Annotated in this window: 16 protein-coding genes; 13 read left to right on the top strand and 3 right to left on the bottom strand. The window is 68.7% G+C overall.

Annotated elements, in window-relative coordinates:
* The first annotated feature begins 41 nt into the window (after positions 1-41).
* The 12 genes from ybiB to BM013_RS15745 all read left to right on the top strand — a co-directional run bounded on the left by ybiB (position 42) and on the right by BM013_RS15745 (position 10,867).
* Positions 42-947 (top strand): DNA-binding protein YbiB, encoded by a 906-nt coding sequence (gene ybiB, locus BM013_RS15800; protein ID WP_093128547.1) that lies wholly within the window; start codon positions 42-44, stop codon positions 945-947.
* Positions 944-1,795 carry a uroporphyrinogen-III C-methyltransferase gene (gene cobA, locus BM013_RS15795; protein ID WP_093128546.1) on the top strand — a complete coding sequence of 284 codons (852 nt, stop codon included), beginning with the start codon at positions 944-946 and terminating at the stop codon, positions 1,793-1,795. The genes ybiB and cobA overlap by 4 nt, the downstream gene beginning before the upstream one ends.
* A 95-nt stretch (positions 1,796-1,890) precedes the next feature.
* A complete protein-coding gene (locus BM013_RS15790; protein WP_093128545.1) occupies positions 1,891-2,997 on the top strand; it encodes an ABC transporter ATP-binding protein in 1,107 nt (368 codons plus the stop codon).
* A 70-nt stretch (positions 2,998-3,067) separates the two neighbouring features.
* Positions 3,068-4,336, top strand: coding sequence for an ABC transporter substrate-binding protein (locus BM013_RS15785; RefSeq protein WP_093128543.1), 1,269 nt, complete (start codon positions 3,068-3,070; stop codon positions 4,334-4,336).
* 40 nt (positions 4,337-4,376) lie between these two features.
* Positions 4,377-5,291, top strand: coding sequence for an ABC transporter permease (locus tag BM013_RS15780; protein WP_093128542.1), 915 nt, complete (start codon positions 4,377-4,379; stop codon positions 5,289-5,291).
* Between the two features lies 1 nt (position 5,292).
* Positions 5,293-6,183: an ABC transporter permease gene (locus BM013_RS15775; RefSeq protein ID WP_093128541.1), complete on the top strand. Its 891-nt coding sequence runs from the start codon at positions 5,293-5,295 to the stop codon at positions 6,181-6,183.
* 66 nt (positions 6,184-6,249) lie between these two features.
* On the top strand, positions 6,250-7,380 hold the full coding sequence (locus BM013_RS15770; RefSeq protein ID WP_093128539.1) for a sterol desaturase family protein: 1,131 nt from the start codon (positions 6,250-6,252) through the stop codon (positions 7,378-7,380).
* Positions 7,380-8,168, top strand: coding sequence for a YaeF family permuted papain-like enzyme (locus BM013_RS15765; RefSeq protein ID WP_093128538.1), 789 nt, complete (start codon positions 7,380-7,382; stop codon positions 8,166-8,168). Before BM013_RS15770 ends, BM013_RS15765 begins: the two co-directional genes overlap by 1 nt.
* Positions 8,165-9,403 carry a BaiN/RdsA family NAD(P)/FAD-dependent oxidoreductase gene (locus BM013_RS15760; RefSeq protein ID WP_177225481.1) on the top strand — a complete coding sequence of 413 codons (1,239 nt, stop codon included), beginning with the start codon at positions 8,165-8,167 and terminating at the stop codon, positions 9,401-9,403. The genes BM013_RS15765 and BM013_RS15760 overlap by 4 nt, the downstream gene beginning before the upstream one ends.
* A 222-nt stretch (positions 9,404-9,625) precedes the next feature.
* The gene (gene rpsU / locus BM013_RS15755) at positions 9,626-9,838 is read left to right on the top strand and encodes a 30S ribosomal protein S21 (protein WP_007833691.1); all 213 of its coding nucleotides are present in this window, start codon (positions 9,626-9,628) and stop codon (positions 9,836-9,838) included.
* Positions 9,839-9,947: 109 nt separating this feature from the next.
* Positions 9,948-10,397 carry a GatB/YqeY domain-containing protein gene (locus BM013_RS15750; protein WP_093128537.1) on the top strand — a complete coding sequence of 150 codons (450 nt, stop codon included), beginning with the start codon at positions 9,948-9,950 and terminating at the stop codon, positions 10,395-10,397.
* Positions 10,397-10,867 carry an NUDIX domain-containing protein gene (locus BM013_RS15745; protein ID WP_093128535.1) on the top strand — a complete coding sequence of 157 codons (471 nt, stop codon included), beginning with the start codon at positions 10,397-10,399 and terminating at the stop codon, positions 10,865-10,867. Before BM013_RS15750 ends, BM013_RS15745 begins: the two co-directional genes overlap by 1 nt.
* A 9-nt stretch (positions 10,868-10,876) precedes the next feature.
* Here BM013_RS15745 and BM013_RS15740 read toward each other — a convergent pair whose 3' ends face one another.
* Positions 10,877-11,632 (bottom strand): sulfite exporter TauE/SafE family protein, encoded by a 756-nt coding sequence (locus BM013_RS15740; RefSeq protein ID WP_093128534.1) that lies wholly within the window; start codon positions 11,630-11,632, stop codon positions 10,877-10,879.
* Positions 11,633-11,732: 100 nt separating this feature from the next.
* On the opposite strand from BM013_RS15740, the gene BM013_RS15735 reads away from it, so the two are divergent.
* Complete coding sequence (locus BM013_RS15735) at positions 11,733-12,638, top strand: LysR family transcriptional regulator (protein ID WP_093128533.1); 906 nt, start codon at positions 11,733-11,735, stop codon at positions 12,636-12,638.
* On the opposite strand, the gene BM013_RS15730 is transcribed toward BM013_RS15735, so the two are convergent.
* Both BM013_RS15730 and BM013_RS15725 read right to left on the bottom strand, forming a co-directional pair.
* Positions 12,625-13,617: an SDR family oxidoreductase gene (locus tag BM013_RS15730; protein WP_093128731.1), complete on the bottom strand. Its 993-nt coding sequence runs from the start codon at positions 13,615-13,617 to the stop codon at positions 12,625-12,627. The two genes, BM013_RS15735 and BM013_RS15730, sit on opposite strands and share 14 nt — an antisense overlap.
* Entirely contained in the window at positions 13,614-14,516 is a 903-nt protein-coding gene (locus tag BM013_RS15725; RefSeq protein WP_093128531.1) for a bile acid:sodium symporter family protein, read from the bottom strand. The genes BM013_RS15730 and BM013_RS15725 overlap by 4 nt, the downstream gene beginning before the upstream one ends.
* Between the last annotated feature and the right edge of the window lie 3 nt (positions 14,517-14,519).

Here is a 14,519-nt window from a genome sequence, read left to right as displayed (position 1 = left end):
CTCACATTCCGGCATAAGCCTTGCAGGACAATCCCTTACCCATGGGAATCAGCCAATACATCAAGGAAATCGGCCGCGGCGCGCGAGGCGCCAAGCCGCTCGCGCGCGAACAGGCCATCGACCTGTTCGGCCAGGTGCTGGACGGCACCGTCACCGACCTGGAACTCGGCGCCTTCTGCCTGGCCATGCGCATCAAGGGCGAGACGCCCGAGGAGATGGCCGGCTTCCTCGACGCCACCCATGCGCGGCTGGACCGCATCCCGGCCGGCGACCGTGCCCTGGTGGTGCTGCCCAGCTACAACGGCGCGCGCAAGCTGCCGGTGCTCACGCCGCTGCTGGCGCTGCTGCTGGCCCGCGAAGGCCTGCCGGTGCTGGTGCACGGCAGCGCCAGCGAAACCTCGCGCGTGCTGGCGTCGAACGTGCTCGCGGAACTCGGCGTGGCGCCGATGACCGCCATCCGCCCCATCGCCAACGGCGAAGCGGCCTTTGCGCCCACCGAACTGCTGAACCCCGCGCTGAAGCGCCTGCTCGACGTGCGCCGCGTGGTCGGCCTGCGCAACCCGGGCCACAGCGTGGTGAAGCTCATGCAGCCCGGCGCCGGCCCCTGCGTGGTGGTGGCCAGCTACACGCACCCCGAATACGCCCGCACCATGGGCGAGACCTTCGAGCTCACGGGCATGACCGCCCTGCTCTCGCGCGGCCTCGAAGGCGAGGTGGTGTCCGACCCGCGCCGCACCGCGCAGATCGACGGCTTCGTGCGCGGCGTGCGCACCGAGCTGCAGGCCCAGCAGCCCGGCACCACCGCCGACGTGCCCGGCCTGCCCAAGGAAATCGACGTCGCCACCACGGCCGGCTACACGCGCCGCGTGCTGGCCGGGGAGCTTCCCGTGCCCGAGGCCATCGCGACGCAAGTCAGGCACATCACGCAACTGGCATCCCACGCATGAACAACAACGCCCACCCCACTTCCTCCGCCCTGATCACCGGACGCTGCACGCTGGTGGGCGCCGGCCCCGGCGACCCGGAGCTGCTGACGGTCAAGGCCGTGAAGGCGATCCAGGCCGCCACCGTGCTGCTGGTGGACGACCTCGTGAACGACCAGATCCTGGCCTACGCCCGCCCCGACGCGCGCATCGTGCACGTGGGCAAGCGCGGCGGCTGCAAGAGCACGCCGCAGGCCTTCATCGAGCGGCTGATGATCACGGCGGTGCGCGAGGGCGAGACCGTGGTCCGGCTCAAGGGCGGCGACCCGTTCATCTTCGGGCGCGGCGGCGAAGAGGTGGAGCACCTGCGCGACGCCGGCATCGAATGCGCGGTGGTCAACGGCATCACGGCCGGCCTGGCCGCGGTGACCTCGCTGGGCGTGCCGCTCACGCACCGCGACCATGCGCAGGGCGTGGTGTTCGTCACCGGCCACGCCAAGACCGGCGCCGGCGCGGCCGAAGACCCGACCGACTGGCGCGCGCTGGCCGCCACGGCGTACAACGCGCGGCTCACGCTGGTGATCTACATGGGTGTGTCGGGCGCGGGCCACATCGAGCGCGAACTGCTGCAGGGCCTGCCGGCCGACACGCCGGTGGCCGTGATCCAGCACGCGAGCCTGCCGCACCAGCGGCACATCGCGACCACGCTGGGCAACCTGAAACACGGCATCGCCGAAGCCGGGCTGGCCAGCCCGGCGGTGATCGTGGTGGGCGACGTGCTGCGCGGGCTGGCCGCGGCCGCCCTGCCGGTGGACGCGGGCACGGACGCGGGCAAGGACGCGGGCAAGGACGCGGGCAAGTTCGGCACCTGACCCGGCACGGGTCGCGCGGGCGCCGCGCACCGGAGAGTGGCGCGGCCGGGCACCGCGCACCGTAACGTGGCATGGATCGTGCTGAGCCTTCGGCAATGAATGCCGTTGTCACGCCTGTCCCCGCCGCGGTCGAGATCGTCGCGCTCACCAAGCGCTACGCCCCCGGCACCCCGGCCGCCGTCGACCAGATCGACCTGCGCATCGCCAGCGGCAGCTACTGCTGCCTGCTGGGGCCTTCGGGCTGCGGCAAGAGCACCACGCTGCGCATGATCGCCGGCCACGAGTCGGTCACCAGCGGCGACATCCTGCTGGACAACCGCAACATCACCAACCTGCCCGCCGCCGCGCGCGGCACGGCCATGATGTTCCAGAGCTTCGCGCTCTTTCCGCACCTCTCGGCCACCGACAACGTGGCCTTCAGCCTCAAGATGAAGGGCATCGGCAAGGCCGAGCGCCACAAGCGCGCCAACGACCTGCTGGAGCGCGTCGCCATGGGCCACCTGGCCGCGCGCAAGCCCGGCGAGCTGTCCGGCGGCCAGCAGCAGCGCGTGGCGCTGGCGCGCGCGCTCATCACCGAGCCGCGCGTGCTGCTGCTCGACGAGCCGCTGTCGGCGCTCGACCCCTTCCTGCGCATCCAGATGCGCGCCGAGCTGCGGCGCTGGCAGAAGGAGCTGGGCCTGACCTTCGTGCACGTCACGCACTCGCAGGAAGAAGCGATGGCGCTGGCCGACACCATGGTGGTCATGAACCACGGCGTGATCGAGCAGGTCGGCTCGCCGCACGCGGTCTACAACCATCCGGCCAGCGAGTTCGTGGCGCGCTTCATGGGCGGCCACAACGTGCTGGACACGCCGGCCGGCCCGATCGCGGTGCGCAACGACCACATGCGGATCGCCGCGGCGTCCGAGGGCACGGGCGGCCTGGCCGCCACCGTGACCGACGTCGAATACCAAGGTACCTACGTGCTGCTCGGCCTGGCGCTCGACGCCGCCGCGCCGGGGCGCCAGAACGTCTCGGTGCTTCTGGGCGAAGCCGCTTTTCTGGCGCGCCCGTACGCGCAGGGCGAGCCGGTGCGGCTGTCGTGGGCCGAGGCCGACGCGCGCGCGCTCGGCCCCGGCGTCAAGCCGCCGGGCGAGCGGGCATCGGCCCCCGCCGGCGCCTCCCTGCGCGACGACACCGCCGCGCTCGCCATGCCCCTGTGAGCGCAGCAGCCGCCAGCTTCCCGTTTTTTCGCGTCCGTTTCATTCCACTTCTTTCCCTGGAGACTCAGCCATGACCGAACCCATCGACTCGTCCGCCGGCGTCAAGCGCCGCATGCTGCTGCAAGGCACGGCCGGCATCCTGGCCACGGGCATCGCGCCCTTCGTGCACGCGCAGGAAAAGGTGGTGCTGCGCTACCTGGGCACCGCGGTGAACCAGGACAAGGCGATCGCCGAGAAGTTCAAGGCCGACACCGGCATCGAGATCCAGTACGTGGCCGTGACCACCGACGACGTGACCAAGCGCGCCGTGACCGCGCCCAACAGCTTCGACCTGATCGACACCGAGTTCTTCTCGCTCAAGAAGATCGTGCCCACCGGCAACCTCAAGGGCATCGACACCAAGCGCGTGAAGAACGCCGACAAGATCACCTCGCTGTTCACCAAGGGCGAAGTGGCCGGCAAGAAGGTGGGCGACCAGGGCACGGCGCCCGTGAAGGTGATCTACCTCGAGGGCGAGAAGAGCAAGGCCTTCGCCAAGTCGGCCACGCAGTACATGTCGCTGATTCCGACCACCTACAACGCCGACACGCTGGGCATCCGCCCCGACCTCATCAAGCGCCCCATCGGCTCGTGGGCCGAGCTGCTGAACCCCGAGTTCAAGGGCAAGACCGCGATCCTGAACATTCCGTCGATCGGCATCATGGACGCCGCGATGGTGGTGGAGGCCAAGGGCATCCACAAGTACGCCGACAAGGGCAACATGACCAAGGCCGAGATCGACCTGACGATCAAGACCCTGATCGAAGCCAAGAAGGCCGGCCAGTTCCGCGCGCTGTGGAAGGACTTCAACGAGTCGGTGAACCTGATGGCCTCCGGCGAAGTGGTGATCCAGTCGATGTGGTCGCCGGCCGTGACGGCGGTGCGCAGCAAGGGCATCGACTGCACGTTCCAGCCGCTGAAGGAAGGCTACCGCGCCTGGGCCTCGGGCTTCGGCCTGCCGGCCACGCTGTCGGGCAAGAAGCTGGACGGCGCGTACGAGTTCATCAACTGGTTCCTCGACGGCTGGGCCGGCGCGTACCTCAACCGCCAGGGCTACTACAGCGCCGTGCTGGAGACCGCCAAGACCAAGATGGAAGCCTACGAGTGGGCCTACTGGATGGAAGGCAAGCCCGCCGCGCAGGACATCAAGAGCCCGCAGGGCGACGTGATCGCCAAGGCCGGCTCGGTGCGCGACGGCGGCAGCTACGAGCAGCGCATGGGCGGCATCGCGTGCTGGAACGCCGTCATGGACGAGAACGAGTACATGGTGCGCAAGTGGAACGAGTTCGTGGCGGCCTGAAAGCCAGCCCGACCTCCCGCCCGAACTCCGCCTTCACTCCGTGAGCGCTCCCGCCACCCGCGCGCCCGTCGCCGCCGCCCCCCACGCCGTGAAGGCGTGGTGGCAGGCGGCGCCGTTCGCGCTGGTGTTCCTGCTGTTCTTCCTGATTCCGCTGGCGCTGGTCGCCATGGTCAGCCTGTGGAATTTCAACGAGTACGAGCTGATCCCGGCCGTCACGCTGCGCAACTACCTGAGCCTGTTCGAGGGCTGTTCGCACCTCACCGACAACGGCGACCTGTGCGTCACGCTCAACACCTACCTGAGCACCTTCAAGTTCTGCCTGCTGGTGTGGGGCATCACGCTGCTGATCGGGTTCTCGGTTGCGTACTTCCTGGCGTTCCATGTGCGCTCGTCGACCGTGCAGACGGTGCTGTTCGTGCTGTGCACGGTGCCGTTCTGGACGTCGAACGTGATCCGCATGATCTCGTGGGTGCCGCTGCTGGGGCGCAACGGCCTGGTCAACCAGGCGCTGATGGGCACGGGCCTGGTGAACCAGCCGGTCGAGTGGCTGCTGTTCTCCGATTTCTCGGTGGTGCTGGCCTTCGTGCACCTGTACACCATGTTCATGATCGTGCCGATCTTCAACAGCATGATGCGCATCGACCGTTCGCTGCTCGAAGCGGCCAACGACGCGGGCGCCTCGGGCTGGCAGACGCTGTGGAACGTGGTGGTGCCGCTGTCGCGCACCGGCATCCTGATCGGCTCGATCTTCGTCATCACCATCGTGATGGGCGACTTCGTGACCATCGGCGTGATGGGCGGGCAGCAGATCGCATCGATCGGCAAGATCATCCAGGTGCAGACCTCGTACCTGCAGTTTCCGCTGGCCGCGGCCAACGCGATGATTCTTCTGGCGGTGGTGCTGATGATCATCTGGGGCCTGACCCGGCTGGTCGACATACGCAAGGAGCTCTGAGATGCAGACACCCATCAGCGCACAGCGCGCCCCGGGTTTCTGGCCGCTGGCCGCCGTGTTCGCGCTCTTCGTGCTGTTCCTCTACGGCCCGATGATCACCATCTTCGTTCTGAGCTTCCAGGGCCCCGAAGGCGGCCTCACGTTCCCGCTGCGCGGCGTGTCGCTGCACTGGTTCCACAAGCTGGCCGAGGGGCTGGGCACGGTGGACATCGGCGCGGCCTTCCGGCGCTCGCTGGCATTGGGCGCGGTGGTGATGGCGTTCACCGTGGTGCTGTCGGTGCTGGCCGGCCTGGCGTTCCGCAAGAAGCTCGCGGGCAGCAATGCCCTGTTCTTCGTCACGGTGGCGAGCCTGATCATGCCGTCGATCATCATTTCGCTGGGCATCGGCCTGCAGTTCCGGCTGCTCGACACCGGCATCAAGGGCGTGCTGAGCGCCATGGACGCCACCACGCTGCTCGAAGGCTACGGCACCGCGCTGGGCCTGTTCAGCTCGGCCCTTGGCGCGCACCTGACCTGGACGCTGCCCTTCGGGCTGCTCATCATGTTCGCCGTGTTCAACCGCTTCAACCCGGCCTACGAGGAAGCCGCGCGCGACCTCGGGGCCACGCCGTGGCAGGCCTTCCGCTTCGTGGTGCTGCCGCTGATCGGCCCGTCGATCGTGGGCATCGGCATGTTCGGCTTCACGCTGTCGTGGGACGAGATCGCCCGCACCTCGCAGGCCATCGGCGACGTCAACACGCTGCCGCTGGAGCTGCAGGGGCTGACCTCGACCGTGACCACGCCTTCGATCTATGCGCTGGGCACGGTGACCACCGTGGTGTCGCTGGTGGTCATGGGGGTGGCGCTGGGCGCGGCCGCCATGCTGCGGCGGCGCTCCGTGCGCAAGGCGTGAGCGTTTTCCTACAGCCCCCTCTAAAATCGCGCTCCAACAAAAGCGCAAGCAAAAGAAGAGGTGGGCATGCTGGATATCGACAAACTCAACGAATTCACCCAGAACCACGGCGAACTGCGCCGTGGCCGCGGGCTGGTCACCGGCACCATCGCCCTGAGCCTGGCCATCCTGTGCTTCCTGGGCGTCCTGGCCTTCCACTTCCCCCAGTACCTCACCACGCCGGAGTTGCGCAAGAGCTACAACGTCGACGTGATGCGCTTCATCCTGCTGGCGGCGCTGGTCATCTCCGGCGGCATGTCGCTGGTGAACATCATCTTCAACCGCTCGCGCTGGCTCTCGTCGGCCGCGTTCCTGCTGGTGGCGGCCTCGGCGCTGCTGGGCGGGCACAAGGTGCCGGTGCACGACTTCGCGGACAACACGCCGTACATCGGGCTGGACTGGTTCATTCTTGACCTGCTGGGCTCGTCGCTGATCTTCATCTTCATCGAGAAGCTGTTCGCGCTGCGCAAGGACCAGCCGGTGTTCCGCGAAGAGTGGCAGACCGACTTCCACCACTTCGTGGTGAACCACATGATCGTGGGCTTCGTGCTGCTGGCCACCAACCTGATGGTGCACAAGCTGTTCGGCTGGGCGGCCAACGACGGCATCCGCGGCTGGGTGGGCAACCTGCCGTTCTGGGCCGGCATCCTGCTGATCGTCCTGGTGGCCGACCTGGTGCAGTACTGGACCCACCGCGCCTACCACGAGGTGCCGGTGCTGTGGCGCCTGCACGCGGTGCACCACAGCGTGAAGAGCATGGACTGGATGGCCGGCTCGCGCCAGCACATCCTCGAACTGCTGATCACGCGCACGCTGGTGCTGGCACCCATCTACGTGCTGGGCTTCAGCAAGGAAGTGATCGACGCGTACATCGTGGTGGTCGGCTTCCAGGCGGTGTTCAACCACTGCAACGTGAGCGTGCGGCTGGGCCCGCTGCGCTACATCATCGTGACGCCCAACTTCCACCACTGGCACCACAGCCAGGACATCGAGGCGCTCGACAAGAACTACGCGGCGCACTACGCCTTTCTCGACTACCTCTTCGGCACGGCCGTGAAGAGCACCAAGCTCTGGCCCGAGAAGTACGGCGTGCTGGGCGACTACGTGCCCAACGGCTTCTTCAAGCAACTGAAGTTCCCGTTCGTCTGGAAAGGCTGATGCGCTTGCGTTTCCAGACCTTCGCGGCCCTGACTGCCGCGGGCGCCGCCCTGCTGCTCACGGCCTGCGCCACCCGCCTCGACCTGCCCTCCAAGGACAACGGCCTGCGCCTGCGGGTGCAGAGCTCGGTGATCGCGCCGGGCAACGGCGGCGAGCTCATCGCCGCCGACGCGCTGGAGCCGGGCGACATCCTGCTGACCTCGATCGCCACGGTGAACTCCTTCGGCATCCGGCTGGGCACCTTCTCGCCGGTGAGCCACGCGGTGCTGTACCTCGGCGACGGCCAGATCGCTGAAGCCGTGGGCACCGGCGTGCGCGCGCGGCCGTTGGCCGAGGTGGTCGACGAAGAACAGATGGTGGTCGCCTTTCGCGTGCCCGGCGTGGACGAAGCCGGCGCCGGGCGCATGCGCGCCTGGGCGCTGTCGCAGGTCGGCGCGCGCTACAACACCGTGGGCGTGCTGCTGAACGCGCCCTTCGTGCTGAACCGCCGCCTGTGCGAGCTGCCGCTGGTGCCGGCGGCCGTGAGCCACTACTGCATGAGCGGCATGGCGATGGTGCAGCTGGGCGCGAGCCGTGACGACCAGTTCTTCTGCTCGCAGTTCGTGCTCGAGGCCTACAAGCAGGCCGGCCTGCCGATCACCAGCGCCGACCCGCGCTGGGTGAGCCCGGCCGACCTGCTGCACATGCGCGAGGGCGACGTGCCCTCGATCGCCGCCACGCAGCCGCTGCGCTACGTGGGCCACCTCAAATACAACCCGCCGCCGCTGCTGGCGGCCGACGGCCCTTGAGCGCGGCCGACGTGTCCCGCTTCGACGTCGTCGTGATCGGCGCCGGCGCCGCCGGGCTGTTCTGCGCCGGCGTGGCCGGCCAGCGCGGGCTCAAGGTGCTGGTGGTGGACCACAGCGAGAAGGTGGGCGAGAAGATCCGCATCTCGGGCGGCGGGCGCGCCAACTTCACCAACCGCGACCTCGACGTGCGCGCGCCGCAGCGCCACTTCATCGGCGACAACCCGAATTTCTGCCGCTCGGCGCTGTCGCGCTACGCGCCGCAGCAGTTCATCGAGCTGGTGCAAAAGCACGGCATCGCCTTCCACGAGAAGCACAAGGGGCAGCTGTTCTGCGACGGCTCCTCGCAGCAGATCGTCGACATGCTGCTGGCGGAATGCACCGCGGGCGGGATCGAGCGGTGGCAGCCGTGCAAGGTCGGAAAGATCGCGTTTTCCGCTGCGGATGCTGATGGAACCGGCCCGGGCAGCTATCGAATCGAGAGCGATCGCGGGGTCATCGAGACGGCGAAGATCGTGGTGGCGACGGGTGGCTTGTCGATTCCGCAGATCGGCGCCAGCGACTTCGGCTACCGCCTCGCAGAGCAGTTCGGGCTGCGGCTGGTCACGCCGCGTCCGGCGCTGGTGCCGCTGACCTTCGGCGGCGACGCCTGGGCGCCGTATGCCGAACTGGCCGGCCTGGCATTGCCGGTGCGCATCGAGACCGGGGCCAAGAAGGACAAGATGGCCTTCCTCGAAGACCTGCTTTTCACCCACCGCGGCCTGTCGGGCCCGGCGGTGCTGCAGATCTCGAGCTACTGGAAGCCCGGAACGCCGCTCACGCTGGACTTTGCACCGGGCGTGGACGTGGCCGGATCGCTCGGCGAAGCCAAGCTGCGCTCGAAGAAACGCATCGCCAACGAACTGGCCACGCTGGTGCCCTCGCGGCTGGCGGACGCCTGGGTCGGGCAAGACCCCGCGTTGCAGCGGCCGGTGAACGAAGCGGCCGACAAGGCGCTGGCGGTTTTGTCGGAGCGCATTGCGCGCTGGCAGATCACCCCCAGCGGCACCGAAGGTTACAAGAAGGCCGAAGTCACGGCGGGCGGCGTCGACACGCGCGACCTGTCGTCCCAGACGATGGAATCGAAGCAACCGGGCCTGTATTTCATCGGCGAAGTGGTCGATGTGACCGGCTGGCTGGGCGGGTACAACTTCCAGTGGGCGTGGGCAAGCGCTCATGCGTGCGCCACGGCCCTCTGACTCTCTTCGCCAGGGACACCGCGGAACCGGCTTTGCCGGGCCGCTGGTGTCGCCCCCGGCCAGGGGGAAAAGAAGTGACAGGAAGTGCGTGAAGCCTGTGTGGGTGCTATACTCGCGGGCTAACTTTTGGCCTCCCCTCAACGGCCACAAAATTTTTCAGTTGAGGAACCCCGGCTTTGGGCCTCGATCTCCCCGAGCCAACTTCAGTTCAACGATTCATCAATGACCACCATCCGCGTTAAAGAAAACGAGCCCTTCGACGTCGCACTTCGCCGTTTCAAGCGCACCATCGAAAAGCTCGGCCTGCTGACCGACCTGCGTGCCCGCGAGTTCTACGAAAAGCCGACCGCCGAGCGCAAGCGCAAGAAGGCCGCTGCCGTCAAGCGCCACTACAAGCGCGTGCGCAGCATGCAGCTGCCCAAGAAGCTGTACTAAGCAACGCCCCGGGCGGCAGGCTCTCGACGAAAGTCAGCGCCGTCGCCTCGTTGCCTCAGCCGCGCCAGGGAAACCTGCCGCGGCTTTTGTTTTTTCCGAAAGGTTGCGAATGACACTCAAAGAACAGATCACCGAAGACATGAAGACGGCGATGCGCGCCAAGGACTCCGAGCGCCTGGGCACGATCCGCCTGCTGCTCGCGGCCATGAAGCAGAAGGAAGTCGACGAGCGCGTGGAGCTCGACGACGCCATGGTCATCGCCATCGTCGACAAGATGGTCAAGCAGCGCAAGGACTCGATCGCCGCGTTCACCACCGGTGGCCGCCCCGACCTGGCCGACAAGGAAGCCGCCGAGATCAAGGTGATCGAGGTCTACCAGCCCCAGCGCATGAGCGCCGACGAAGTCGCCACCGCGGTGAAGGCCATCGTGGCCGAGCTGGGCGCCAGCGGCCCGGGCGACATGGGCAAGGTGATGGGCGCGGTGAAGACCCGCCTCGCCGGCAAGGCCGACATGGGCCAGGTCAGCGCAGCGGTCAAGGCCGCTCTGACGGGCGCCTGATGACCACCGGCAGCCCCTCCGCCCCGATCCTCAAGGCCTGCGCCTGCATGGTCGACTCGCGAGGCCGGCTGCTGGTGTTCCGCCATCCCGAGGATGGCAACATGCAGCTCCCCAAGGGCACCATCGAGCCCGGCGAGTCGCCCGAGGCCGCCGTGCGGCGCGAGCTGCTCGAAGAGTCCGGCATCGACTACGCCGGCCCGCTGCAGGCGCTGGGCACGCTCGACCGCGAATGCGAAGCCGGCGTGGAGGGCAACACGCACCGCCACCCCCAGCTCTGGCACCTGTTCCTGATGCGCGCCGAAGGCCGGTTGCCCGAGACCTTCCTGCACACCGCCACCGGCAGCCCGGAAGAAGAAGGCCTGGTCTTCCTGTTCCGCTGGCTCGAAGCCGGCGAGGCCATCGACGACTTCGCCCTGCCCTACCGCCAGACCATCGAGCGCGTGCGCGCGGCGCTGCTGCTCGCCGCCTGAGCTCCGCCCTCAGGCCAGGGCGCGTACGACCATGTACGAGCCCAGCAACGCGAGCCCGACCAGAAAGCAGCGCCGGAACACCGCCACCGGCAGCCGCTTGCGCAGCCAGGTGCCCAGCACCAGGCCGCCGACGGCCGGCACCAGCATCGCCAGCGACGCACCCACCGCCGACATCGGATAGCCACCGTTCCCCGCCAGCCCGATGGCCAGCACCACCGTCGAGGTGGTGAAAGAGATCCCCATCGCCTGGATCAGCGCGTCGCGCTGGAACCCCAGCGCCTGCAGGTACGGCACCGCCGGCACCGCGAACACGCCGGTCACCGCCGTCACCAGCCCCGTGACGACACCCACCAAAGGCCCCAGCCAGCGCGCCTGCGCATCGCTCACGTGCAGTTGCCGCCCGGTCAGGCTCCAGCCCGCGTAGAGCAGCAGCGCCACCCCCAGCGCCACCGAGGCCCAGGCGCCCGCCGGCACGCCCAGCCACAGCGCCCCGCCCAGCGTGCCGATCACCACCCCCACCTGCATGCCGCCGATGCGCCTGAGCACCGGCATGAAGGTCGCGCGCGGCCCGGTCTGCCAGATGTTGGTGACCAGCGACGGCACGATCAGCAGCGCCACCGCCTGCACCGGCGACATCCACAGCGCGAGCAGCGCCATCGACACCGTGGGCAACCCCAGGCCGATCACGCCCTTGATCACGCCGGCCAGCAGGAACACGGCCGTGGCGGCGGCCCAGAAGCTCGGGAGGTCGTTCGAATGCGTCATCGCGGCCGAGTCTGCCGGGCAATGCCGCGGCTGCAAATGCGGGGTTCGCAGAGCCGGCCTCAGGCTGGGCCTGAGGCTCGTGGTGCACACTGCGGCGACCATGCGATTCGACCTCACCGACCTGCGGCTCTTCCTGAACGTCGCCGAAGCCGGCAGCCTCACCGGCGGCGCGGCGCGCTCGCACATGACGCTGGCCTCCGCCAGCCAGCGCGTGCGCGGCATGGAAGACGCGCTGGGCACCCCGCTGCTCACGCGCCATGCGCAGGGCGTGCGCGCCACCGAGGCCGGCCGCACGCTGCTGCACCATGCGCGCGTCGTGCTGCAGCAGATGGAGCGGCTGCGCGGCGAGCTCGGCGAATACGGCCAGGGCCTCAAGGGCCACGTGCGCTTCATGTGCGGCACCTCGGCGCTGACAGAGCACCTGCCCGAGGTGCTGAGCCGCTTTCTCGCCGAGCATCCGCGCATCTCGGTCGACCTCGAGGAGCGCGCCAGCCCCGACACGGTGGAGGCCCTGCGCGCCGGCCTGTGCGACATCGGCATCGTCTCGGACGCCATCGACAGCGACGGCCTCGAATGCCACCCCTTCCGCCGCGACGACCTGGTGCTGGTGATGCCGCGCGGCCACGCGCTGGCCGGGCGCCGCCGCCTGCGGCTGGCCGACGTGGTCGACAGCGAATTCGTCGGCCTGCCCGCGGACAGCGCGCTGCAGCAGCTCATCACGCAGCATGTGCGCGCCCTCGGCAAGCACCTGGCCTACCGCGTGCGCGTGCGCAACTTCGAGGCGGTGTGCCGCATGGTGGAGTACGGCATTGGCGTGGGCATCGTGCCGCAGACCGCGGCCGAACGTTGCGCGCGGTCCATGAAGATCGCGCGCGCCTCGCTCGCCGACGCCTGGGCCGAACGCACGCTGATGGCCTGCGTGCGCTCGTCGGAAGACCTGCCGCTCAACGCCCGGCGCATGCTCGAGCACCTGATCGCGCCGCCCGACGAAGCTACGAGGAAGTGATCGGCCGCCCTTGCCGCTTGCGCGCCGCCACGAAGGCATCGAAGGCCTCGCTGCTGGTCTTGCGCGGCACGTAGCCGAAGCGCGCCTTCAGCGCCGTGTTGAGCAGCACCGGCCGGTAGCGCAGGAAGTCCAGCTGTTCCGGCCCATAGCGGCTCACGCCCAGCGCGGAACCCACCGACAGTGCGGTCTTCAGCACACCGGCCGGCCAGCCGGCGGCGCGCTTGCCCAGGCGCGACGCGATCTCGTGGATCGTCAAGGCACCATCGCCCGCGAGGTTGTAGCAACCGGGCGGTGCGCCGGCGAGCGCATGCGCGATGGCACCCGTCACGTCCTCGTCCCACACGAATACGAAAGGGCTCGCGCTGCCGCGGATGGCAATGAGCCGTTTCTTCTCGAACAGCGCGGTGATCTGGTTGTCCACGTGCTCGCCGAGGATGGTGCCGATGCGCAGCACCGTCTGCGCCAGCGCCGGATGCCGCGCGCGGTAGTCGGCCAGCATCTCTTCCACCTGCCGCTTGTGGTCCGCATAGGCGAACACCGCATTGCCGCGCAGCGGCTGCGACTCGGTCATCCACGCCGGGTTGTCCGCGTGATAGCCGTAGGCCGCGCCGCTGGACGACACCACCACGTGCCGCACGCCGTTCGCCACGCAGGCTTCGAGCACGTTGCGCGTGCCGCCCACGTCCACCGAATGCTCGAACGCGCGGTTCGAGTCCTTGCCCGGCGTGACGATGGAAGCCAGGTGCACCACGGTGTCGATCGCGTGGTCGGCGATGGTCTCGGCGATGCGCGCGTCGCGCACGTCCTGCTGCTGGTAGGCCACGCCCATCAGTTGCCGGTCGGGCGGCACCTCGCGCACGTCGAGGGCCACCAGCACCTCGAGCCCGCCCTGCTCGCACAGCGCGGCGAGCACCGTGCGCCCCAGGAACCCGTCGGCACCCGTCACCAGCACGCGCCTTGCCACGATGCCCTCGCTCATGGCGCCACCGGCCTGCGGCCCCACCAGCCCGCGAGCGCAAGGCCCGCGATGATGTCCCAGAAACCCCACACGCCGGCCACCACGGCCATGCCGCCGAGCCCGCCGAAGAAGCTGAAGATCAACACCAGCCCGAGCCCCGAATTGCGGATGCCCACCTCGATGGCCACCGCGCGCCGGTCGTAGTCGCCCAGCCCCGAGAGCCGCGCGCACAGGTAGCCGGTGCCGAAGGCCAGTGCGTCATGGATGACCACGGCCAGCAGCACCAGCCCCACGTAGTCGAGAAAGAAGCGCCAGTTGCCCGCGATGGCGCCCACGATGAACACGATCAGCGCCACGAAGCTCACGATGCCCACCGGCTTCTTGATGCGCGCCGTGAGCCCCGGCAAGCGGTGCGAGCAGGCCACGCCCAGCACGAACGGAATGCCGATGATCATCACGATGTGCCCCAGCATGTCGAGCGGATCGAGGGCGATGGTCTTCAGCAGCGGCGCGGCCGCCGGGTGCATGCCGCCCCAGAACGCGAAGTTCAGCGGCATCACCACGATGGAGATCGCATTCGAGATCGCCGTCATCGACACCGACAGCGCCACGTTGCCGCGCGCGCGGTGCGTGAGGATCTGCGAGATGTTCCCCGGCGGGCAGCAGGCCACGAGGATCATGCCCAGCGCGATGCTCGGGCCGGGCTTCAGCAGCAGCGTGAGCGCGAAGGTCACGGCCGGCAGCACGACGAACTGCGCGCCGATGCCCACCGCCATCGCGCCGGGCATGCGCGCCACGCGCCTGAAGTCCTCGATGCGCGTGTCCAGCGCGATGCCGAACATCAGGAAGCCCAGCACCACGTTCAGCAGCACCAGCGAGGCCGGGTTGAAGTGCAGGCGGATCTCGTCGACAGGCAGCATGCG

Source organism: Variovorax sp. OK605, assembly GCF_900115445.1.
Lineage (GTDB): Bacteria > Pseudomonadota > Gammaproteobacteria > Burkholderiales > Burkholderiaceae_C > Variovorax.
The sequence above is the reverse complement of the archived record's forward strand: the minus strand, read 5'-3'. Positions and strand labels throughout refer to the sequence as shown.